Source organism: Leucobacter holotrichiae (genome assembly GCF_055791005.1).
On the sequence record NZ_JBVUAC010000003.1, the window covers coordinates 237,522 to 259,480 of the forward strand.

Sequence of the window (21,959 nt, forward strand, 5' to 3'; positions counted from 1 at the left end):
GGACGGCCTCAGGCGGCCGCGCGGTTCTTGACCCTCGCCCGGACGACGGAGTAGACGATGGCGGCGACGAGGATCATGATTCCCTGTAGGAAGTACTGCCAGGACTGGTCGAGTTTGAGGAAGAACATCGCGTTCAGCACCTGGACCAGCAGCAGCGAACCGAGCAGGCTGCCGACGAAGGTGCCCCGACCGCCGAAGAGGCTCGTTCCGCCGAGCACCACGGCCGTGATGCTGGTCAGGGTGTAGTTCACCCCCTGCGCGGCGTCCCCCACGCCGAGCTGCGCCATCAGCATGAGTGCGCCGAGGAGGGTGAGCAGGGAGGCGAAGATGTATGCGCTGATGACCGTGCGGTTGATCTTCACCCCCACGCGCCGCGCGTTGGCCTCGTCCGAGCCCGCGGCGCGCAGTCTCCACCCCCACGGGCACTTCTTGAGCGCGATCTCGAGCCCGGCCGCCATCACGAGGAGGACGATGAAGGCGACGGGCACGACGCCCATGATCTTGAACTGGATCACATCGGAGACGGCCCGGTCGATGTTGCCGCCCGGTGTGGGGCGCAGAATGAAGCTGAACCCCTGCAGGGCGAAGTACATCGCCAGGGTCGCCGCGATCGCCGTGAACCTCAGGTATCTGATGAGCAGACCGTTGACGAGCCCTGTGCCCACGGACACGAGGATCATGGCGGCGAGACCGAGCAGCATCGACCCCGCCGTCGCGCCCCCGGAGAAGTGGAACGAGGCTATGACGACGAGCAGCCCGGCCAGGGGCCCCACCGACATGTCGATGCCGGCCAGCAGCAGCGCCATCGTCTGTCCCAGGGCGATGAACCCCAGTGCAGCGGTCAGGGTCAGGATCGACGTCAGGTTGAAAGCGTTCAGATATTTGTCGTTCTGCGTGAGGATGTATCCGCCAAGACCGATGATGGCGACCCCCAGCAGGACCACGGGGGCGTAGTCGCCCTGGAGGAAGCGGGAAAGTCCGCTGGTTCCCGCCCGTTTCGCGGGGACGGCGCGCAGGCTCGCCGTTCTCGAGGTGACCGCGGTGTGCACCATCCGCTCCTCTTGGATCTCATCTCCGGTGAGTTCGGCCGCCGCCTGCCCCCGCGAGAGCACGATGACACGGTCGCAGAGCCCCTCGAGTTCCTTCGCGTCCGACGACGCGACGATCACCGGTGTCCCCTGTTCGGAGATCTCCCTGATGATGCGGTAGAGCTCGGCCCGGGCCCCGACATCGACGCCCTGCGTGGGTTCGTGCGCGAGCACGAGTTTCGGCTCGGAGAGCACCGTGCGGGCCATGACCACTTTCTGCTGATTGCCACCCGAGAGCGAGGACACCTCGGCGTCGAGCGACGGGGCCTTGACCGCCAGCGACCGCAGTTGCTCGGTGACGAGATCCAGTTCCTGCCGTTTACTCAGCAGAGGCCCTCTGCGGAACCGCTTGAGCGCGGAGACGGCCGCGTTCTCCCGCACGGTGAGCGGCATGATCAGCCCCTCGTGATGGCGGTCTGCCGGCATGTAGCCGGACGAGCTCAGAAGATCCTTCGAGCTGAACTCCCGGCCGTCGATCACGACCCTGCCGTGGTGGGGGACGAGCCCTGCGAGCGCGCGCATGAGCTCCTCCTGACCGTTGCCGACGACTCCGGCGATGCCGACGATCTCTCCAGGCCGCGCAGAGAAGGAGATGTCCTGGATCCCGTCGGCGCTGAAGTGCTCGACCACGAGATTGGGCTCGTCGGCACCACCGCGACACTTGGGAGGAAAGGCGGAGGACAGGCGCCGTCCGACGATCAGCGAGAGCAGGTCGTCATCGGTGACCTCGTCGATGCGCGCGTCGGCTCGCGCGACGTGCCCGTCGCGCAGCACCGTGACGCGCTGAGCGAGCTGACGCACCTCGGCCATCCGGTGGGTGATGTACACGATCGCGGTGCCTGCGGAAGTCCACTCGGCGACGAGGTCGAAGAGCATCTCCACCGATTCGCTGCCGAGCGGCGCCGTCGGCTCGTCGAGCACGAGAACCCTCGGGTGCACGGCGAGGGCCTTCGCGATCTCGAGCAGGTGCTTCTGAGCCACGCTGAGATTCTCGACGCGATCGGAGAGGTGCACTTCGAGACGCACTCGCTTGAGCAGTTCCTCCGCCACCTCTTTGGACGGCCGGCCCGCGAACACCGAGGACGGCAGCGCCACCCGCAGATTCTCCAGCACCGTCAGATCGGGCAGCACGGCGGGGTGCTGATGCACGATCGCGACGCCGAGAGCGGCGGCCTGGGTGGGAGTCAGCGACCGGTGCTCTTGACCATCGACCAAGATCACGCCGCTGTCCGGCACCAGTGAACCGGTCGCGACGTTCATCAGCGTCGACTTGCCCGCTCCGTTCTCTCCGAGCAAGGCATGGACCTCGCCCGAGTAGATGTTGAGAGACACGTCGGTGAGCGCGGGAACGCCCGCGAAGCTCTTGCCGATCCCGTGGAGGGACATGACCGGCGTCTGCGGAGTGGCGTCGCTCTGCTGCACGTTAGCTTCCTTCGAGTGAGATGAATTACTGAGAGAGCCGGTGGGGATGCCGTCCAACCCCACCGGCTCAGCCGCTATCAGCCGCCGATGAGCTCCGCCTGCTCCTCGCCGGTGAGAGCGGAGGAGGACAGGTAGGTGTCATCGGGAAGGTCGGGGTTGCACTGGACCGGCTTGTCCTCGGTCGTGGAGTCCTCGAAGACGCCGCCGACGTAGGCCTCGTCCGCGGGGACTTCGCCGCCCGTCGCGCGCGCCACGGCGTGCTGCACGGCAAGGGCGATGTTGTCGGTGCCCGTCTTGACGGTCATCATCTTGAAGTCCGGGCTGCTCTCCTGGTGGTCCTCCCAGAAGCACCCGAGCACATTGCCGTCGGAAGCCGCGAGTGCCGGGATCGAGCGTCCGCTCTTCTCGAATTCGGGCAGCGCTCCCACGAGAGACGGCCCATAGTCCGAGACGATGACGTCGATCTGCGGGTGCTTGGCGATCGCGGCCGTGAGCACCTGCTGCGTCTTCGAGGGATCCCAGTCGGTCACTTCGAACGGCTGCTCGCCGATGAATTCGTACTTGGGATCGCTCAGCACCTCGTCGAGGCCGGCCTTCTCGTCGAGGCCCTGCGTGGTTCCCGCGGGACCGCTCAGGAAGAGCACCTTGGCCCCGTCAGGAAACTGCTCCTTGATCCAATTGCCGAAGGTGCGCCCATCCTCGACGTAGTCGGCTCCGATCCAGATGTCGTAGTCTTCTCCGGCCTTCCCGCCGACGCCGTCGCGGTACGGCACCGTCACGACTCCGGCCTCGTACGCGGAGCGGAGCGCGGGGAGCACTGCCTCTCCGGATGCGGTGTGCACAACGATCGCGTCGGAACCGGTCGCAACGGCCCCGTTGATGTCGGAGATGGCCTTCTGCGTGTCGCCCTGACCGTCGATGGTCTCGAAGGAGGTGACGCTCGGGCACTTCTCTGCCTCGATGCGCGCGGTCTCTGCGGCGATCATGCGCCAGCCGTTGACGATGTAGCCGTCGAGGAACGTCAGGCTCGCCTCGTCCGGGCCGCACCACGCGGGCGCGTCGGCGTTACCGCTCCCGTTCGAGCCGCCGTCCGGGGCGTCATCGGCTCCGCCGGAGCAGGCGGTCAGCAGCAGCACGCTCGCCGAGAGTGCCGCAGCCCCCGCAAGCAGTCGTTGAGCACGTTTCATGATGTTTCCTTTCGTCTGAAAGCGTGGTTCTGGTGAAGAGACAGAGTCGGTTCAGGCCGGAACCGGTCGGGGTGCCTTCGTGCGTCCCGCGATCCAGCGCCGCACACGCCCCCAATCGATGGTGTAGATCGCCACGCCGATGACGAACGCCGCGGCCTGCATCAGCGTGCGCGCCGCATACGGTATGCCGAGGGCGAGCGAGAACTGCTCGAGCTGGGTCAGGAAGAAGGCCGCGACGATCGTCGCCACGGGAAACCCCCGGCCGCCTCGGAGCGACGTACCGGCGAGTACCACGACGGCGACCGAGGGAAGAAGATAGTTGTTGCCGAGGTAGGGGGTCGGTTGCGTCACGACGCCGGCCAGGATGAGGCCGGCGAAGGAGTAGAGGAGCTGAGCCCAGATATATGCGCTCACCTTGTGGGTGCGGACGCGCATGCCCATCGCCCGCGTCGCGTCAGGGCTCGCCCCCACGGCCTCGAAGCGGCGTCCGACGATCGTCTTCTTCAGCAGCAGCGATACGAGCAGCAGCGTGAGCAGCAGCAGGAGCAGCGTGTTCGGGATTCCCAGGACGTTACCGTTCGTGATGCTCTGGAGCAGCGAGGTCGTCGTACGCGGCACGCCCCCCGAGATGACCAGGATCGCGCCGAACATCAGTCCGTTGGTGCCGAGCGTCGTGATGACGGCGTTCAGGCCCATCACCCCGACGAGGAATCCGTTGACGAAGCCTCCGACCAGCGCGAAGGCGACGCAGTACAGCGCCGCGAGCCAGAGCTTCCCGGAGTCTCCATTGGTCACGTGTGTGGCGAGTACGACGGCGATGGAGACGGCCCCCGGCACCGAGAGGTCGATGCCCGCCTGCTGCACGACCAGCATCTGCCCGAGACCGGCGATCGCGAGCACCGAGGCGAACGGGATCACTCCGAGAAGCACATTGGGCGCCAGACTCGACGGTGCGATGAAGTATCCCAGGAGCAGAACCGCTGCAAGAGCGATCAGCATGGTGATGAGCCCCTGCGACACCTGGACCTTGGCGCCCGTAAGCACGCGCCCCCCGGAAGAACCTGACGTCATCGTTTCTCCTTCGAACAGGACTGCCGGGGCGCCATCGCCTGCCCGCATCAATCCCAAAAGTTAAGCCTTACTATACAAAGCTTGCAGACATGCACCACGAGTCCATTCAGGCTAAACATGCCTTTGATGCAGGATCGTTACCATCGGCACCCTCAAGACGCGGAGTATCAGGGAGGGCGCTGGTGCACACGCTCTTTACTCCCCCGTTGCGCCACCCGCATCGTTCCTCCGGCGTGAACAGGACGGGTGAAGTCCCGCGGCTCAGGAAGCCGTGGCCTGCATCAACAGCTTGACCTGGTCGCCTGCAGGGTCGAGCAGCGTTTCGAAGCCGTCCACCACGCGATCGATCGGCAGCTGAGCGCTGACCGCCTTCTCCACGGGCAATCGGCCTCGCCCGATGAGGTCGATGATGCGCGGCCAGTCCGTGGTGGGGAAACACCAGGTGCCTCCGAGCGTGATATCCCGCTCCGACAGCACCATCGGATCGATCGATGCGGGACCCGTGTGCAATCCGGTCTGGGAGATGTGGCCCGCTGCCCGCACCGCTGCGAGTGCCGTCTGCAGTGCCCGCTCATTGCCCGAGCACTCGATGACAGCGTCCGCTCCGACCCCGTCGGTGCGGTCGCGCACCTCGCCCACCACATCGGTCGCAGCGGCGTCGAACACCTCGCCGACGTCCAGAGACCTGCAGAGCTCGAGACGGTTCTGATTGACCTCCGATATGAGAACACGGGCGCCCAGCGCCGCAGCGTAGAGCGACGCGAGCACACCGATCGGGCCTGCGCCGGTGATCAGGACCGTGTCCCCCGGCGACACTCCGGCACGATCCACCCCGTAGGCGGCCACAGCGGTGGGTTCCACCAGGGCGCCCTGCAGATCGCTCATGCCCTCGGCGAGCGGCGTCACCTGAGCCGCTGCGACCACGCACTGCTCTGCGATGCCGCCCCATCGGTAGCTCAATCCGACGGCGGCCATGGTCGCGCAGAGGTGCCCTCGACCCCGCCTGCACTGGTAGCAATCGCCGCAGAAGATGAGCGGCATCACCGACACCTTCTGCCCCACCCGAACATTCGTGACCGAACTCCCGATCTCGAGCACCTCGGCCGAGAACTCGTGACCGAGGATCTGAGGAGCTCGCGCACCCGTGAGCGGGTGGGGCTCCTCGCTCGGGATGACGATCGGCCCCTGCGCGTACTCGTGCAGGTCGGTGCCGCAGATGCCGCACCATATCGGACGGAGACGGACCTGGTGAGCCTCCACCCGTTCGGGTTCGGGCACGTTCTCGACCCGGATGTCGCGAGCGCCGTAGAAGACCGCTGCCTTCATGAGAGGATTCCTTTCGCTGTTCGTTATCGGGCGGTCCCGACCGACTGCCGGAACCGCCTTCGGACCGTGGCGGCGTCCGCTGCTAGACCAGGATCATCCCGCCCTCGATCGGAATGATCTGGCCGGTGATGTAGTCGGAGTCCGGAGCCGCGAGGAAGACCGCGGTCGGTACGAGATCCTCGGGCGTGGCCGCGCGCCCGAGGAGAATGTCTCCAGCCATCGACGCGAAGCCGGAGTCGCCCTCGCCGATCGCCTCGAGATCAGCGTCGAGCTTCACCCACAGAGGCGTATCGACAACGCCTGGCGCCATGCCGTTCACCGTGATCCCTTGGTCTGCAAGGGCACGCGCTGCCGCCTGTGTCAGCGAGATGACCGCCGCCTTGGCGGAGCTGTAGGGGGCGAAGTTCGGGAATCCGGTTCGCCCCGCGATAGACGCGGTATTGATGATCTTGCCGGGTGTGCCCTGCGCGAGGTACTGCTTCGCCGCTTCCTGAGTACCGATCAGCACGCCGAGTGCGTTCACCCGCATGACGAGTTCGAAGTTCTGCTCCGTGACGTCGAGGAACTTCAGAGGGGCGTTCATTCCCGCATTGTTGAAGTAGGCATCGAGACGGCCGAACTCCTCGACCGCCGCGGCGATGGAGGCCCGCACGCTCTCCCGGTCGGTCACGTCCGCTTGTACGCCGATGGCCGCGCCGCCGGCATCGACGATCTCTCGCGCCACGGCATCCGCCGCGCCTCCGTCCAGATCCGAGATCACCAGCTTCGCGCCCTCCGCGGCCATGCCGCGGCTGATCCCCGCGCCGATGCCCGATCCCGCGCCGGTGACGATGATCGTGCGCCCCTCAAGCCGTTTCACCATGTTCGAACCCCTTCGTTCTCCGTGATTCGCCGCCCCGAATCGAGCGGCCCCGATGTTCAGCATAACTAAACTTTGCTCAGGAATGCGAGCCCCGTATCGCAACACCCTTCAACCCATCCCCCGGCACGCGGCCCTGATCTGCAAGGCATCCACTCGCAACTGGGCACCATTCACCATTGACCCCGCCACCGGAATACTGTTTAGTGGCAGTGTTGATCTGACACATGGCAAGCAAAGGAGCTCACATGCCATTCACCGTCGAAGGCCTCCATCACGTCGGCATCACCGTGCGAGACATGAAGCGCTCTTTCGAGTGGTACAGCACCATGTTCGGCCTGGACCACGGGCCCGTGAACCACAACGAGGGGCCCGCCCTCGAGGCCGGCGTCGAAGTGCCCGGAGCCGCACTCGACTACTCGATGATCGAGATCGGCTCCACCCGCATCGAGTTCCTCGAATACTCCGAGCCGGAGGGTGAGGACTTCGCGCTGCGCAACTGCGATGTCGGCGCAACGCACCTGTGCTTCCAGGTGAACGACATGGACGAGGCCTATCGCGTGCTCACCGAGCGAGGAGCCGCCTTCAACGCGCCTCCGGTCGCGCTCACCGAAGGCGCCCTGGCCGGCTCCAAGTGGGCTTATCTGCGCGACCCGGATGGCATTCAGCTCGAACTATGGCAGTGGCCCCGCTGACCCTCCGCCCGACTCGAGCCGCAGCCGCGAGAGCGGAACGACCGCGGCTGCGGCCACAAGCCTGAATGTTCATCAGCAATAAAATATCTGGCACATAACGAAACCGATACTGAACATCTATTGAGAACACGGCGCTTTCTGTTTACTTTCAAAGAACAGCACCGTGCTGATGTTGGAATCGCATTCAAAGGAGATATCCCCGACATGAAGAAGAAAACACTGTTCTCGGGAGTGATCGCGACCATCGCGATCACCGCGATGGCTGGGTGCTCCTCGAGCGCTCCCGCGGGCTCGGGCGGGAGTGGCGGCGACAGCGACCTGGAAGGCACGGTCACACTCCTGCTGCCCAACACGACGACAACGCGGTTCGTCGAGCACGACGGGCCGGCGTTCGAGGCCGCGATGGCGGAGCTCGCTCCCGACGTGACCGTGGAGGTCCTCAACGCGGAGGGCGATTCCGAGACTCAGATCCGTCAGGCCGAGACAGCGATCCTGAACGGCACGAAGGGCATCGTCCTCGTCTCCGCCGACCCGAACCTCTCGGCCTCCGTGCTGCAGAAGGCTGACGAGTCGGCGATCCCGGTGATCTCGTACGAGCACGAGGCGCTCGATGGCCCGCTGACCTACCAGGTCATCAATGACCCGCTCAAGGTCGGAGAAGCCCAGGGCTCGTACTTCGCCGAGCATCTTCCCGAGGCCGACGGCCCCGTGAAGGTCGCTCGTGTCTACGGAAACGCCGGCGATAACTACACGGTCAAGGTGAAGGAAGGGCAGGATCAGTACCTCGACGAACTCGTCGCCGACGGACAGGTCGAGGTCGTATGCGAGGACAACGCCGCCGGGTGGGACCCGGCCAACGCCCTCACCATCGTCGAGCAGTGCCTGACGAAGACCAGCAATCAAGTCGACGCGATCATCGCTTCGAACGACGGCACCGCCTCGGGTGCGATCGCCGCTCTCGAAGCTCAGGGCCTCGCAGGCCAGGTTCCCGTCTACGGCGGCCAGGACGCGAATCTCGAGGCCCTGAAATTCATCCTCCGCGGTCTGCAGGTCGACACGGTCTTCAAGGACTACGCGCGCGAGGGCAAGGTCGCGGCCGAACTGCTCGTATCCGTCCTCCGGGAAGAGGATCCTCCGTCCGGCCTCGTGAACGCCGAGTTCGACAACGGCTTCGCGGCGATCCCCGCCGCTTACCTCGATGTCACGAGCATCGATGCCAACAACATGCAGGTGGTGGTCGACGCGGGGCTCTACACCAAGGAAGAGATCTGCGAGGGCGTCGAAACCGATGCGGAATTCTGCAACAGCTGACCAGCATGTGGGGCGGGGCCGCGGCGGCGGTTCCGCCCCACGCCACGGATAAGGAGTGTGTTTTGACTGTTACAGAACCGGTCATCGCATTGAAGCTGAAATCCATCAGCAAGCATTTCGGAGGCCTCCACGCGCTCACCGACGTCGACCTCGAGCTGAGAGCCGGGGAGATCACCGCGCTGGTGGGGGACAACGGAGCCGGGAAGTCGACCCTGACGAAGGTAATCGCAGGGATCTACATCCCGGACGGAGGGGAGATCATCCGCTCCGGGAACCCGATCAAGCTGAACAGCCCCAAAGATGCCACCGACGCGGGAATCCAGACCGTGTACCAGGATCTCGCGCTGTGCGACAACCTCGATACCATCCAGAATCTGTTCCTCGGGCGAGAGCTCGGCGGCTCCATCGGGAGCGGCTTCCGCCTCTCCTACGAGGAAATGGAGGAGGAGGCCCACAAGGCGCTGGCAGGCCTCGGCGTCAAGATCAAGAACCTGCGAGTGCCGATCTCCTCGCTCTCCGGCGGGCAGCGACAGGGCATTGCGATCTGCAGGAGCATCCTGACCTTCCCCGACATCGTGCTCCTGGATGAGCCGACGGCGGCGCTGGGAGTCACTCAGAAGCAGCAGGTTCGAGAACTGCTGGAACGCCTCCGGGATCAGGGGCTGGCCGTCATGGTGATCTCCCATGACATGGCCGATGTCCAGCACCTCGCGGATCGTGTCGAGGTGCTGAGGCTCGGCAGAAAAGTAGCGACGCTGAACCGCGGAGAGTTCACCGCTTCCGATGTGGTTCATGCCATCACCGGCGCAGGCGAAGAGTAAGGATCGGCGATGATTCAGCCAAATCGATCGACGCAGGTGCTGCACACCGCGCAGCCACCCGGTTCCCCGTTGAAGGAGAGAGTGGCCGGGTTCTTCACACAGTTCCGGCTCGGCCCAGTGCTCATCGTGCTGGTGCTGGTGTGGGTGCTGTTCACCATCCAGAACCCGCGTTTCCTCTCGCCCGTCAACATCTCGAACCTCAGTCTTCAGATCACGGTGACCGCGACCCTGGCACTGGGGCTCGTGTTCGTCCTGCTCCTCGGAGAGATCGACCTCTCGATCGCCGCACTCAGCGGTGTCGTGGCAGCGGTCACCGCGAACCTCGCGGTCAATCTCGGGTGGGAGCCGGTCTTCGCGATCCTGGCCGGTATCGCCTTCGGCGTCGCCTGGTCCATGTTCCAGGGCCTCATCGTCCTGTTCGGGGCACCATCATTCATCGTGACGCTCGCGGGTTCGCTCTCGCTGGGAGGCATGCTGCTCGTCCTGCTGCCCGACCGAGGACAGATCTCTCTTTCGAGCAGCCCGCTCCGGGCGATAGCGGGGTCTTATCTGCCGCCGGCGCTGGGCTGGGGACTCGGCGCACTCGCCGCGCTCGTCATCGCATGGTTCTTCCTCAAGCGCTATCTCAACCGCCGCAAGCGTCGGCTCTCGACCTCGCTGAACACGCAGGTGCTGTTCCCGGTCATCGGGACGGTGCTCCTGGCCGGGATCATCGTCGGCGTGATGAATTCGCATCGGGGTGTCCCCGTGGTGTTCGCCGTGTTCATGATGATCATGCTCCTGCTCGCCTACGTGATGACGCAGACGAAACTCGGCACCCGCTTCTACGCGGTCGGCGGCAACAGGGAAGCCGCGCGGCGCGCCGGGATTCCCGTCGGGAAGACGATCATGACGGCGTTCGCCTTCGCAGGGGTATTCGCCGCCCTCGGCGGCATCTTCGCCGCCTCGCGTCTCCTCGGAGTGTCGAATCAGTCAGGAGGCGGCACGCTTCTGCTCGAAGCCATCGCAGCGGCCGTGATCGGCGGCACCAGCTTGTTCGGCGGGAAGGGCACGATCTGGTCCGCCCTTCTCGGGGCGCTGCTCATAGGAAGCATCAGCAACGGCATGGACCTGCTGGGGCTCTCCACCGAGACCAAGATGGTCGTGACAGGCGTGATCCTGGTCATCGCGACGATGGCCGACGTCGTGATCTCAAGAGGATCGTTCTCATGGAGGGGAAAGAAATGACCGAAGTCGTGGAAGCGCACACCCGGGGCGACGCCTCGGAGATCGTCGTGCGCACGGGCACCCCGCTGTCGCGGGAGGATCGGAACACACTGCTCATCGACGATCTGTACCGCATCGTCACCGCGCTCAATCAAGGCGTCGATGCGGGCTGCTCAAGGATCATCGTCGATGTCAGGGTGCCGGAGGATCTGCCGCCCCGGGCCCGAGCGAACGCGGAGGCGTTCATCGCCGCCATCCGAGGGATCATCCAGGCTCTGACGCTGGAGCTCTCTCCCGAGGCGCCGGCCGTCAACATCGTGATCAGCGAGGACGACCGGCCATCGGACAGGGACCGTACGAAGCGGTACCTTCTCTCGGACAACGGCGGCTACTCATGCGGAACCACATACGACCTGAGGAGGGCTGACGCATGATCGCACTGGTGACCGGAGCATCGGGAGGAATCGGATCGGCGATCGCCGCTGCGCTCGAGCACAGCGGGCACAGCGTGCATCGCCACGATGTCCGCGAGGGCGATGCAGCCCTCGATCTGGTGGGCGATCTTCTCGATGCCGAGCACATCGAGGAGCTTCTCGCGTACGCCGAGGAGCACGGTATCGACTGCGTATTCCTCGCCCACGGAATCGCAGCGGCGACGAGCCTGGCCAACACCTCGTATGAGTTCCTCGAACGGGCGATGAGGATCAACACCCTCTCGATGCTCGACATCTACGACGCTTTCGAGGATCTGTTGATCCGCCGAAACGGAACCTTCTGCGCGATCTCGAGCCAGGCGGGCCTGCTGGGCGAGGCCGCCAACGGCGCCTACTGCGCCTCCAAGTTCGCGGTGGTGGGCTGGGCTGAAGCGCTGAGGGGCGCCGAGAACGGACCGCGGATTCGTATCCTCTGCCCCGGCCCCATCGAGACCCCTCTGCTGATCGAGGCGTTCCAGGGAATGGCCGACAGCCAGGGCGTGGGCTTGCAGGACATCATCGATCAGCGGGTCGGCCGGATTCCCGCGGGTCGCATCGGCAGGACCGAGGATCTCGGCGCCGCCGCGACCTGGCTGTGCGAGCTGCAATCCCCTCGAGTGCTCATCGCACCGGTAACCGGGGGCGAAGTGCTCGTGTAACGTCGCTCCGGGCGTCTCGGACGGGACGAGACAGCAGACCGCCCCGCACCTCTCGAGGAGAGTGCGGGGCGGCTCTGCGTCGTCGCGAGGACCTTATACTCGCAGCACCACGTGGAGGAAGGACGCGGGCAGGGCGCTGCTCAGCGACATCTCGCCCCCCTGCGGAATCGCGAAGGCGCTTCCCCTCCGCAGGGTGAACACCTCGCCGGAGGCCGTCGTACCGGTGATCACCCCTCTGAGGACAAAACCCGCGTGCTCGCGATCGTCGGAGATGAGGGTGACCCCCTCCGAGCCGAGATTGTCGACGCTGATCTCCTCCCAGGGTCCCGCCATCACCTCCCGGATGCGCGACGGCTCCGAGAAGAGGTTGACGATGTTCTTGGCGGACTCGCTCATGCGTGTGCTCCTTCCGCAGCGGCACTCGGACTATAGGCGGGCAGCAGCTCGACGATCTCCGGCGGCAGCGCCTCCACCACCACGAACTCGAGCACCTCGTCTCCGATGTTCTCGATCGCGTGCCTGCCGCCGAGCGGGGTCATGATGAGATCGCCGGGCCCGACCTCGGAGGTCTCCCCGTTCAGGGTCATGAGCGCGCGACCGCTCACGATGAAGTAGATCTCCTCGGTCCGGGTGTGAACGTGCTCTCCGATGGCCGCGCCGGGATCGAGCTGGTTGTGCTCGAACGAATCCCAGTCGGCGTGGAGCATGAGCCCCGTGACGAAACGTTTCCAGCGGTTCGTCCCGCGCCCGCCGTGGAGCCCCATCATGATGCTGGGCGCGTCCGTGTTCGAGACGACGATAGGTGAGGTACTCATTATCTTCTGAACTCCGATGGTCGTTGGTCGGGTGGAAAGGCGGACGGTGCCGGGGTCCGATCAGGCGAGGCGGCGCGACCCGGCCCATCTCCGATTGATCTGGGTGCCGAGGAGGATCACGACGCCCAGGACGATCTGCTGGTCCCAGAACTGCAGTCCCATCGCGCTCAATCCTCGGTCGATGGCGATGATCACGAGCGCGCCGAACATGGTGCGGAGCGCTCCGCCGTGGCCGCCGGTGAGCGTGGTGCCCCCGATGATGACGGCCGTGATGACCTGGAGCAGCAGGGCGTCTCCGGCCGCCGGGCTGCCCGAACCGAGGCGGAACGCCAGGAGGACGCCCGCGACCCCGCTCAGCAGGCCGGCCGTGATGTAGACCAGCAGTTTGATCAGGGGGACGTTGATGCCGCTGAAGCGCGCGGCCTCCTCGTTCTGCCCGATCAGACGGATCTGCCGGCCGAAGCGGGTGCGCGCCAGCACGACGGCGACGATCGTGACGGCGATCGCCGCGACGTAGAAGACGTTCGGGAGCCCGAGGGTGACGCCGCGGCCGAAGACCGTCGCCTCGGGCAGCATGGGAGCCGCTCCGCGCCGTGCATCGCCCGCATCCGAACTCATCGCGACGGCCAGGTAGGCGACCGCGCTCACGATCAGCATCATCCCGAGCGTCAGGATGAACGGCACCAACCCCGCATACCCGATCAACAGGCCGTTGACGACACCGACCAGGATCCCGACCCCCGCACCGGCCAGCACCGCGACAGTGAGGCTTCCCGTGGCTTGAGACACCAGGGCCGCGGCGACCGCGGAGCCGGCGACCGTCGATCCCACCGAGAGGTCCAGCCCCGAGACCAGGAAGACGAGCATTCCCCCGAGCGCCGCGACGATGAGCACCGAGGCGTCGCGGAGCAGGTTCTGCGCGCTGAAGGCGCTCAGAAAGCCGTCCGTCGTGAAGCTGAAGAAGATCACCACGACGACGAGCACGGGAATCATGGGTGCGTTGCGCAGCGTGTCGAGCACGCCCGATTTGATGTGTTTCACGAGATCCTCACTCCGGGCGGATCGAGGACTCCGGAAGCGCCCTCGATCCGCCCGGATCCTGTCCGGCGGTCGATTACGACTCGCAGCCCCAGACTTTGTCCTCCTGCTCGGCGATGTTCTCGGGAGTCACCGGGATACCCGGGAGCAACTCGGTCTCGGCGACCGGATCACCCTTGATGCCGTTCAGCGTCTGCTCCAGCGCATTGTGCGTCATGGTCGGCACATCGGTCGCCAGCACCATGTCGACGAGACCGTCCTTGACAGCCTGGCAGCCGTTGGCGTCTCCGTCGATGGAGACGATGGTCATGTGCCCCTCCTCGCCGATCGGCTTGAGACGGTCGACCGCCTCGAGCGCGGAGAAAGCCGCCGGGAGCTGGCCGTCGGTCGGAATGTAGATGCCGTCGAGATCGGGATGCGTCTGCAACGCGTTCTCGATGCCCGCGAGCGCCGGCTCGGGGTACCAATCCGTCGGCACCTGGCCGATGATCTCGATGTTGTCGTGCCCCTCGAGACCGTCGTGAAGGCCCTCCGACCGCTGGATGCCGTTGTCGCTGTTGAGCGAGCCCTGCAGTTCGAGCAGCGTGAAGGGCTGACCGTCGGCGATGCGGACGAACTCCTCGGCCGCCGCGAGCCCGTCTGCGTGAGGATCTCCTCCGACGTGGTACGACACCCAGGAGGTGTCGGCCGGAGCCTGGTCCATACTCGTCACCACGACACCGGCTCCCTCGGCGGCCTCGATATCGGCGCGGATGGCTTCAAGGTCGAAGGGGATGAGAACGAGACCCTGCGCGCCCTGCGAGATGAGCGATTCGATCTGGCTCGACTGACGCTGAGCGTCGTCCTCGGCGTTCTGATGGATGAGTTCGACTCCGAGTTCTTCTGCCGCGCTCTTCAGGAACTTGAGCTCCCCCTCGCGGAACGTCTGCATCTTGTCGAAGGAGATGCCGATGGTGACGTCTCCGTCTCCTCCACCTCCACCGCCGCCGTCTCCGCTACTGCTGCACCCGGTGACGAAGAGCGTCATCGCGGCGAGCGAGGCCACGATGCCTCGGCCGATCGCCTGTTTTCTCATGTTTCCTCCTTGGTGTGATGGATTCTGACGAGCCGCTCGAGCGGCTCCCGATCGACGCCCTAACCCGCCAGCCGCGCCTTTGCGTGTCGGCGCCTCGCGCGGAGCCGCGACAGCCGGCCGCTGATGATCATGTCGAGCATCACAGCCGCCACGAGCACCACTCCGCGCACGACGTCGTAGATGTAGATCGAGGCGTCGATCCGGTTCAGCCCGTTGTCGATGAGCGACAGCAGCAGCGCGCCCAGAGCGGCGCCGATGACCGAGCCCTTGCCTCCGAACAGGCTCGTGCCCCCGACGATGACCGCGGTGATCACGGTGAACTCGTACCCGAAGCCCAGGGTGGCCTGCGCCGTTCCCACCCTGCCGACGATGATGAGCCCTGCAATACCCGCGCACAACGCGGAGATCGCGAATACCGCCAATCGCACGCGGTTGATCGGCAGGGCGCTCTCGCGGGCCGAGCGCTCCGAACCGCCGATCGCGACGATGTATCGACCCAGTGTCGTTCGACGCAGCAGCAGATCGGCCGCGATCACCACGATCACCGCCGTGATCACCGGCCCCGGGATCCCGAACACGTTCAGGCGGCCGAGCCACTGGATCGGGCCCTCTGCGGCCCAGCTCGCCGCGCCGGTGAAATGCAGTGCGATCCCGCGGAACAGGGTCAGCGTACCCAGTGTGACCAGCAGCGGATGAACTTTGAGCACCTGGATCAGTACCGCGTTGAGGAGGCCGGCCACGAGAGCCGTGCCGATCACGATGAAGTAGGTGGCCGGGCTGGAATCGCCGCTCGCCGCCGAGTTCACGCCGGCTGCGGCGAGCGCGAGCACCATCGACACATTGATGATGGAACCGACCGACAGATCGATCCAGCCGGCCGTGATCACCAGGGTCATGCCCGCCGCGGCGATCGCCGTGGCCGAAGCCTGCAGCAGAATGTTGCTGAGGTTGCCGGGGCTCAGGAATCCCGGGGAGAGCGTGGTGAAGATCACCACCGTCAGCACCACGACGCCTGCCAGAATGGCGATCTGCGGCGACAGCCGCCTGAGAACCCGATTCATCTACGCGGCCCTTCCGCTCGATGCCGCCCGCAGGATGGCAGCCGGATCGAATCGGTCGCGGCCGAACTCTGCCGCGATCGATCCGCTGTGCATCACGAGGATCCGATCGCTCACCTGGAAGAGCTCCGGCAGATCGGAGGACACGACGACTACGCCCACCCCCTGATCCGCGAGGTCGAAGACGGTGCGCTGCACCTGCGCCTTCGCACCCACGTCGATGCCTTTCGTCGGCTCGTCGAGCAGGCATACTCGGGGGTCCAGGCTGAGCCAACGCGCAAGTATGGCCTTCTGCTGGTTGCCTCCCGACATCGCCCCGAAGTCAGCCTCGCTGCCGGCGGTCTTCACTTTGAAGTCGGAGATCATCCTGTCGGTCAATGCGCGCTCCCGCTTGACGCGCATCCAGCCGAGCCGGCCGGAGACCCGGTACAGCGTCGGAGAGGTGACGTTCTCGCGGACCGTCCGTTCCAGGAAAGCCTGCTGCACGCGCCGGTCCTCCGATACCAGCACCATCCCCCGTCGCCGGCTGTTCACTACGGATCGGTCCCGGTAATCCTGCCCCAGCACCCTGACCTCGCCGTCCGCCTGCCGCAAGCCGATGACGGCCTCCATCAATTCGCTGCGGCCGGCGCCGGTCAGTCCCGCAACGCCGACGATCTCCCCGGCCTTCACTTCGAAACTGATGTCCTCGAGCAGGGTCTCGTCGCTCAGGCCGCGCACCTCGAGCACGGTCTCCCGCGAGATACCGGTCGCGCGCTGTTCTCGGCTCACAGCCGCGAGCTCCCGGCCCACCATGAACTGCTCGATCTCGTTCACAGTGATCTCGTCTCTGTGCCTCAGCGCCACGATCTCGCCGTCGCGCATCACCGCGACCCGGTCGCCGACCGCCTGCACCTCATCGAGGAAGTGCGTCACGTGGATCAGCGCGTAGCCCGATTCGCGCAGACGCCTCATCACAGTGAAGAGCTGTTGCCGTTCCTGGATGCTCAGCGAGGTGGTCGGTTCGTCGAGCACCAGCACGCTCGAAGCGTTGCGAACGGCCTTGACGATCTCGACGAGTTGACGCTGGCCCAGGGGCAACTCCTGGACGAGTTGCGAGGAGTCGAGTTCCATGTCGAGCAGGTCCCGGAACAACTCGTCGGTCTTCGCGACCAGCTCCTTCGGTGAGACGAGGAAGCCTCGTTCCGTCAGATCCTGGATGTGGACATTCTCGGCGACGGTCATGTTCGGGAACAGGCTGAGCTCCTGGTGGATCGCCGCCAGCCCGAGTTCCTTCGCGCGCGAGCTGGTCCACTCCGCTTCGGTCGTCCCGTCGAACACGATCTCTCCGCCATCCGACTTGATGAGTCCGCACAGGATGTTCTTCAGCGTGGACTTGCCGGCCCCGTTCTCGCCCAGGAGGATGAGCGTCTCGCCAGCGAACACCTCGAGGTCGAATTTCTTGAGCACGACGGTGCCGTCGAACGACTTCGAGATGCCCCGGAGCTGGAGGATCGGGGTCCCCTCCTCAATAGCATCGGCATCGACTCTCATGAGCGGGACTCCCCAGCTCCGCCCCCGTGGATCGTCGCGGGGCGACGGACCGTCGTCGCCGTAAGAGTCGGTGTCATCCTTAGCCTCACCTTGTTCAACATCGATGTTGCAGCAGTCAGAGAACGGACTGAATGTACAGATTAGCTAAACATCAATCCCGAGAGCAAGCAACCACCCAGCCGGAACAGTTTCCCGAGTTTGCGTGAGACTACAGCAAAATTCTCCCCGAAACGCGCAAGCACACCCACCCCGAAGCCCTCTTGGAGTTGACAGCAGCACTTAATTATGTGTGTACTAATGCTGCACATATTTCGATTCTCGATAACGGATGCACGGAGGTCGGCAATGAGGCTCGATGGAAAGATCGCCCTGGTCACGGGAGCGGCGGGCGGCATCGGCCGCGCCACCGCCGAGCGATTCGCAGAGGAGGGCGCGATCGTCTACGCCGCCGACGTCAAGACACCGGCCCCGTACGATTCCGAATCGATCACGTTCGTGCAGCTCGACGTCACCGATCTCTCGCAGTGGGAGAGCGTCACCGCCGGGATCGTCGCCGACCACGGGCGCATCGACGTGCTGTTCAACAACGCGGGCATCGTCAAGGCCTACGAACCGGTCTCCGAGATTCCGCTCGAAGACTGGAATCTCGTCGTCGACGTGAATCTCAACGGCGTCTTCTACGGCTGCCGCACAGTGGTGCCGATCATGGTCGCGGGCGGAGGCGGCTCCATCATCAACACCTCCTCCATCTGGGGCATCGCCGGCGCCGCGGGCGTCGCAGCTTACACCGCTTCCAAGGCCGCGGTGCGCTCCCTGAGCAAGAACGTCGCGCTCTCGTACATCTCGGAGGGAGTCCGCTGCAACTCGCTGCATCCTGGTCTCATCGATACGCCGCTCATCGACGCGCAGGACGCCGACGTCACCGCCGGAGTCCTGGCGATGGTGCCCCTCGGACGCCTGGGCTCGCCCAGGGAGATCGCCAACGGCGTGCTCTTCCTGGCGAGCGACGAATCGAGCTACATGACCGGAGCCGAGCTGGTGCTCGACGGCGGATACACTGCCCAATAGCACGAGCCGTGAAGAAGGGAAGCGATCACATGGACGGCCGGCGAATCGCAGTGCTCGGCACGGGTGCGAACGGCGCCTCGATCGGCGCCGACATGGCGCGCGCCGGTCTCGATGTCACCTTCATCGATCAGTGGCCGGAGCACATCGAGGCGATACGAGAGAACGGTCTCACGGTCGAGATGCCGGATCGGACCGAGACGACGCGCATCGACGCCTACCACCTCTGCCAGGTCGCCGAGATGCGGGACCCGTTCGACATCGTCTTCCTCTCGACCAAGACCTATGACACCCGCTGGTCCGTCGAGCTCATCAAGCCGCTTCTCCACGATCGGTCGGTGGTGGTCGGGCTGCAGAACGGGATGACGATCGACGCCGTCGCCGAGATCGTCGGACCGGAGCGCACCATCGGGGCGGTGCTGGGCATCGCCGCCAACGTCTTCGAGCCGGGTCTGGTCGTGCGGCAGTACGCCCCCGAGGACACCTGGTTCACGGTGGGCACGCTCGACGGCGAGCGGACGCCGCAGCTGGAGGCTGTCGTCGACTCCCTTCGCCACGCGGGCACCACTGAGGTCTCCGACGACATCCGCTCCTCGAAGTGGATGAAACTCATCGCCAACATCCCGGAGATGCTCCCCTCGGCGATCCTCGGAGTGCCGCTGCTGACGGCAGTAGCGCAGAAGGACATGCGCAGCGTGATGGACGCCGCCGCCCGCGAGGCCTACCAGCTCGCAGTCGACGCCGGCATCACGATGCTCCCCATCTTCGGCAAGACCGCCGACGAAGTGCCCGACTCGGATCAGTACGCGCTCGACCTGCTCGACGCGGTGCTGGAGTCGTTCTCCCGCCCGGACACCCGTGTCGCCGTGCTCCAGGACTGGCAGAAGGGACGTCGAGCCGAACTCGATGGATTCAACGGCTACATCGTCGAACTGCGCAAACGACTCGGCGGCGAGGCCCCGGTCAACGAGGCGATCCTGCGCATCGGCGAACGCATCGAGCGCGGTGAGCTCGTACCGAGCCTCGCCAATGTCGAGCTGATGCGCGCCATCATCCGCGAGCCCGTGCTCGTACCGGCCAGAAGCGCCCGACGCACCGCCGAGCGCAGAATGGAGCTCCCGTGATCCGCCACATCGTCACCTTCAAGTTCGCAGAGCGGGACACCGAGGGCCGCGCCCGCTCCGCAGCCGCGCTCAGGGAGGCTCTCGAACCTCTCATCCGCACCGTTCCCGGCGTGCAGTCGCTTGAGATCGGCATCGACGACGGCACCATCGGAGGGCACTGGGACGCTGTGCTCGTCTCCCATCACGACTCCTTCGAAGCGCTGGCCGCTTACCAGGTGCACCCGGACCACCTCGCGGCGCTGACCGTCGTCGGAGAACTCGTCTCCGACAAGTCGGTCGTGGATTACGAACTCGAGCGACCGTGAGCGGCCCCCGCATCGCGGTCTTCGGCGCGGGAGCGAACGGAGGAGCGATAGCCGAGGGCCTGCGGCACGCGGGTGCCGATGTCACCGTTTACGACCCCTGGCCCGCCCACGTCGAGGCCATGCGCCGCGACGGCCTCACCGTCGACCGGGCCGGAACGGTGCGCACCACGCGAGTGGCCGCGCGGCATCTCTGCCGACTCGCCGAGCCGACGGCTCCCTTCGAGATCATCGTGCTGGGGGTCAAGGCCTACGACACCCGCTGGGCCTGCGAGCTGCTCCGTCCGCACCTCGCCGACGACGGCTCCGTGGTCGCCGTTCAGAACGGCATCACCCTGGACACCGTCGCCGAAGTCTTCGGGCCGGATCGCAGTGTGGGAGCCGTGGTCGAGGTCGCCGCCAACATGTTCGTACCCGGCCGGATCATCCAGGAGGCCCCGCTCTGGCTGGCGCTGGGCGGCGAGACGCCGGCGGCGCAGGCCCGCGCGGAGGCGGTGGCCCCGATCCTGAGCAGCGCGGCGGAAGTGGTCACGACCGGTGACATCCGCTCGGCGAAGTGGATGAAGCTCGTCGCCAACGCTTGCGAGCTGGTGCCGTCCGCGATCCTCGACCTGCCGCTCGCCGAAGCGATCGCGCTTCCCGGAATGCACGAGATGATGCTCGCAACCGGTCAGGAGGCGCTGGACGCGGCGCTCGCAGACGGTCGACGCATCGTACCCATCTTCAACCGGGAGACGGACTCCGCCGCGCTCACCCAGGAGAACTACGTGAGGCATCTGCTCGGGGTCGTGCTCGACGCGTATACGTTCCCCTCCACGCTCACGACGGTGCTGCAGGACTGGCGCAAGGGGCGTCGCGCCGAGATCGACGATCTCAACGGCCGTGTCGTCGCAACCGCGGGGGGAGCAGATCGCGCCCCACTGAACAACCGGGTGCTGAGCGTCGCGCGCGCCATCGAACGGAGCGAGGTAGAGGCGGGAGTCCACAACGCGGAGCGCCTCCTCGGCGCGGCGGCGAGCCACCGACCCTGAGCACCGTCAGCATGTAGTTACACTTAATAGGCATACGTTAAGCGTCTCGACGCTGCACAGCATAGGAGAGCCTTCATGTCCGATTCCATCGGCGCACGTCTCAGGGAGGCCCGTGAAGCCCGGGGGATGAGCCTGCGCTCGCTCGCCTCCGCGATCGGCGTCTCCCCCAGCCTGCTCTCGCAGGTCGAGACCGGCAAGACGAAACCGTCCGTCAGCACACTCTACTCCCTGGTGTCCCAGCTGGACATCTCCACCGACGCGTTGCTCGGACGGGAGGAGCACTCGCTCCTCCGAGAGGCACCCGAGTCGCCGCAGGTGGTGCAGGTGCCCCACGTCGTCCCACGCCCCACCGTGCCTTACCATTTCCAGGCTTCCACCGAGAACCCCACTCTCGAGATGGACAACGGCGTGAAGTGGGAGCGGCTCTCGGTGCTCGACGGCACCGACGTCGAGGCGCTTCGGGTCACCTACCAGCCGGGCGCGTCGAGCTCGATCGAGGGCCAGCTGATGCGGCACTTCGGAGTGGAGCACGTCTACCTGCTGAGCGGCGAGCTCACGCTCAAACTCGAGTTCGACGAGCACATCATCCGCGCGGGCGACTCGATGGCGTTCGACTCCCAGCGGGCGCACCTCTTCGTGAACAACGGCGACGAACCGGTCATCGGTATCTGGTACGTGGTCGGTCGCGCGGCAGCCGCCCAGGCGACGGCCGAGGAGAAGCGGCCGCGCGACGGCGCTCCGGCGCATCTGAACTCCGCCGTGGACGTGCTCCGCGCCTTCCGCGACTGACCGGAGAAAGG

At 65.7% G+C, this 21,959-nt stretch carries 22 protein-coding genes; 11 read left to right on the forward strand and 11 right to left on the reverse strand.

Annotated elements, in window-relative coordinates:
• Nucleotides 1-8: 8 nt before the first annotated feature.
• The 5 genes from AC0KXF_RS06415 to AC0KXF_RS06435 all read right to left on the reverse strand — a co-directional run bounded on the left by AC0KXF_RS06415 (nucleotide 9) and on the right by AC0KXF_RS06435 (nucleotide 6,956).
• Nucleotides 9-2,510, reverse strand: a complete 2,502-nt coding sequence (locus tag AC0KXF_RS06415; RefSeq protein WP_473108372.1) for an ATP-binding cassette domain-containing protein — start codon at nucleotides 2,508-2,510, stop codon at nucleotides 9-11.
• A gap of 77 nt (nucleotides 2,511-2,587) precedes the next feature.
• Nucleotides 2,588-3,697: a substrate-binding domain-containing protein gene (locus tag AC0KXF_RS06420; protein ID WP_473108373.1), complete on the reverse strand. Its 1,110-nt coding sequence runs from the start codon at nucleotides 3,695-3,697 to the stop codon at nucleotides 2,588-2,590.
• A 51-nt stretch (nucleotides 3,698-3,748) separates the two neighbouring features.
• On the reverse strand, nucleotides 3,749-4,768 hold the full coding sequence (locus AC0KXF_RS06425; RefSeq protein WP_473108374.1) for an ABC transporter permease: 1,020 nt from the start codon (nucleotides 4,766-4,768) through the stop codon (nucleotides 3,749-3,751).
• 261 nt (nucleotides 4,769-5,029) lie between these two features.
• Nucleotides 5,030-6,094, reverse strand: coding sequence for a 2,3-butanediol dehydrogenase (locus AC0KXF_RS06430; RefSeq protein WP_473108375.1), 1,065 nt, complete (start codon nucleotides 6,092-6,094; stop codon nucleotides 5,030-5,032).
• Between the two features lie 82 nt (nucleotides 6,095-6,176).
• On the reverse strand, nucleotides 6,177-6,956 hold the full coding sequence (locus tag AC0KXF_RS06435) for an SDR family NAD(P)-dependent oxidoreductase (RefSeq protein ID WP_473108376.1): 780 nt from the start codon (nucleotides 6,954-6,956) through the stop codon (nucleotides 6,177-6,179).
• Between the two features lie 245 nt (nucleotides 6,957-7,201).
• On the opposite strand from AC0KXF_RS06435, the gene AC0KXF_RS06440 reads away from it, so the two are divergent.
• From AC0KXF_RS06440 to AC0KXF_RS06465, 6 genes are all read left to right on the forward strand, one after another.
• Nucleotides 7,202-7,648, forward strand: a complete 447-nt coding sequence (locus AC0KXF_RS06440; protein WP_473108377.1) for a VOC family protein — start codon at nucleotides 7,202-7,204, stop codon at nucleotides 7,646-7,648.
• Nucleotides 7,649-7,852: 204 nt separating this feature from the next.
• A complete protein-coding gene (locus AC0KXF_RS06445; RefSeq protein ID WP_473108378.1) occupies nucleotides 7,853-8,959 on the forward strand; it encodes a substrate-binding domain-containing protein in 1,107 nt (368 codons plus the stop codon).
• Between the two features lie 5 nt (nucleotides 8,960-8,964).
• Nucleotides 8,965-9,780 carry an ATP-binding cassette domain-containing protein gene (locus AC0KXF_RS06450; protein WP_473108379.1) on the forward strand — a complete coding sequence of 272 codons (816 nt, stop codon included), beginning with the start codon at nucleotides 8,965-8,967 and terminating at the stop codon, nucleotides 9,778-9,780.
• Nucleotides 9,781-9,789: 9 nt separating this feature from the next.
• The gene (locus AC0KXF_RS06455) at nucleotides 9,790-11,007 is read left to right on the forward strand and encodes a sugar ABC transporter permease (protein WP_473108380.1); all 1,218 of its coding nucleotides are present in this window, start codon (nucleotides 9,790-9,792) and stop codon (nucleotides 11,005-11,007) included.
• Nucleotides 11,004-11,420, forward strand: coding sequence for a hypothetical protein (locus tag AC0KXF_RS06460; protein WP_473108381.1), 417 nt, complete (start codon nucleotides 11,004-11,006; stop codon nucleotides 11,418-11,420). The genes AC0KXF_RS06455 and AC0KXF_RS06460 overlap by 4 nt, the downstream gene beginning before the upstream one ends.
• Nucleotides 11,417-12,118 carry an SDR family NAD(P)-dependent oxidoreductase gene (locus tag AC0KXF_RS06465; RefSeq protein WP_473108382.1) on the forward strand — a complete coding sequence of 234 codons (702 nt, stop codon included), beginning with the start codon at nucleotides 11,417-11,419 and terminating at the stop codon, nucleotides 12,116-12,118. The genes AC0KXF_RS06460 and AC0KXF_RS06465 overlap by 4 nt, the downstream gene beginning before the upstream one ends.
• Before the next feature lie 93 nt (nucleotides 12,119-12,211).
• Here AC0KXF_RS06465 and AC0KXF_RS06470 read toward each other — a convergent pair whose 3' ends face one another.
• The 6 genes from AC0KXF_RS06470 to AC0KXF_RS06495 all read right to left on the reverse strand — a co-directional run bounded on the left by AC0KXF_RS06470 (nucleotide 12,212) and on the right by AC0KXF_RS06495 (nucleotide 17,637).
• Nucleotides 12,212-12,514 carry a hypothetical protein gene (locus AC0KXF_RS06470; protein ID WP_473108383.1) on the reverse strand — a complete coding sequence of 101 codons (303 nt, stop codon included), beginning with the start codon at nucleotides 12,512-12,514 and terminating at the stop codon, nucleotides 12,212-12,214.
• Nucleotides 12,511-12,933, reverse strand: a complete 423-nt coding sequence (locus tag AC0KXF_RS06475; protein WP_473108384.1) for a cupin domain-containing protein — start codon at nucleotides 12,931-12,933, stop codon at nucleotides 12,511-12,513. Before AC0KXF_RS06475 ends, AC0KXF_RS06470 begins: the two co-directional genes overlap by 4 nt.
• 60 nt (nucleotides 12,934-12,993) lie before the next feature.
• The gene (locus AC0KXF_RS06480; RefSeq protein ID WP_473108385.1) at nucleotides 12,994-13,974 is read right to left on the reverse strand and encodes an ABC transporter permease; all 981 of its coding nucleotides are present in this window, start codon (nucleotides 13,972-13,974) and stop codon (nucleotides 12,994-12,996) included.
• A gap of 73 nt (nucleotides 13,975-14,047) precedes the next feature.
• Nucleotides 14,048-15,046, reverse strand: coding sequence for a sugar ABC transporter substrate-binding protein (locus tag AC0KXF_RS06485; protein ID WP_473108386.1), 999 nt, complete (start codon nucleotides 15,044-15,046; stop codon nucleotides 14,048-14,050).
• 59 nt (nucleotides 15,047-15,105) lie between these two features.
• Nucleotides 15,106-16,107, reverse strand: coding sequence for an ABC transporter permease (locus tag AC0KXF_RS06490; RefSeq protein ID WP_473108387.1), 1,002 nt, complete (start codon nucleotides 16,105-16,107; stop codon nucleotides 15,106-15,108).
• Nucleotides 16,108-17,637, reverse strand: a complete 1,530-nt coding sequence (locus AC0KXF_RS06495; protein ID WP_473108388.1) for a sugar ABC transporter ATP-binding protein — start codon at nucleotides 17,635-17,637, stop codon at nucleotides 16,108-16,110.
• A gap of 345 nt (nucleotides 17,638-17,982) precedes the next feature.
• On the opposite strand from AC0KXF_RS06495, the gene AC0KXF_RS06500 reads away from it, so the two are divergent.
• The 5 genes from AC0KXF_RS06500 (at nucleotide 17,983) to AC0KXF_RS06520 (ending at nucleotide 21,948) form a co-directional block, all read left to right on the forward strand.
• Nucleotides 17,983-18,705 carry an SDR family NAD(P)-dependent oxidoreductase gene (locus AC0KXF_RS06500; protein ID WP_473108389.1) on the forward strand — a complete coding sequence of 241 codons (723 nt, stop codon included), beginning with the start codon at nucleotides 17,983-17,985 and terminating at the stop codon, nucleotides 18,703-18,705.
• Between the two features lie 29 nt (nucleotides 18,706-18,734).
• Complete coding sequence (locus AC0KXF_RS06505; protein ID WP_473108390.1) at nucleotides 18,735-19,826, forward strand: ketopantoate reductase family protein; 1,092 nt, start codon at nucleotides 18,735-18,737, stop codon at nucleotides 19,824-19,826.
• Complete coding sequence (locus tag AC0KXF_RS06510; RefSeq protein ID WP_473108391.1) at nucleotides 19,823-20,131, forward strand: Dabb family protein; 309 nt, start codon at nucleotides 19,823-19,825, stop codon at nucleotides 20,129-20,131. The genes AC0KXF_RS06505 and AC0KXF_RS06510 overlap by 4 nt, the downstream gene beginning before the upstream one ends.
• The gene (locus AC0KXF_RS06515; protein WP_473108392.1) at nucleotides 20,128-21,159 is read left to right on the forward strand and encodes a ketopantoate reductase family protein; all 1,032 of its coding nucleotides are present in this window, start codon (nucleotides 20,128-20,130) and stop codon (nucleotides 21,157-21,159) included. The genes AC0KXF_RS06510 and AC0KXF_RS06515 overlap by 4 nt, the downstream gene beginning before the upstream one ends.
• A 75-nt stretch (nucleotides 21,160-21,234) precedes the next feature.
• Complete coding sequence (locus AC0KXF_RS06520; RefSeq protein WP_473108393.1) at nucleotides 21,235-21,948, forward strand: helix-turn-helix domain-containing protein; 714 nt, start codon at nucleotides 21,235-21,237, stop codon at nucleotides 21,946-21,948.
• Nucleotides 21,949-21,959: the final 11 nt, after the last annotated feature.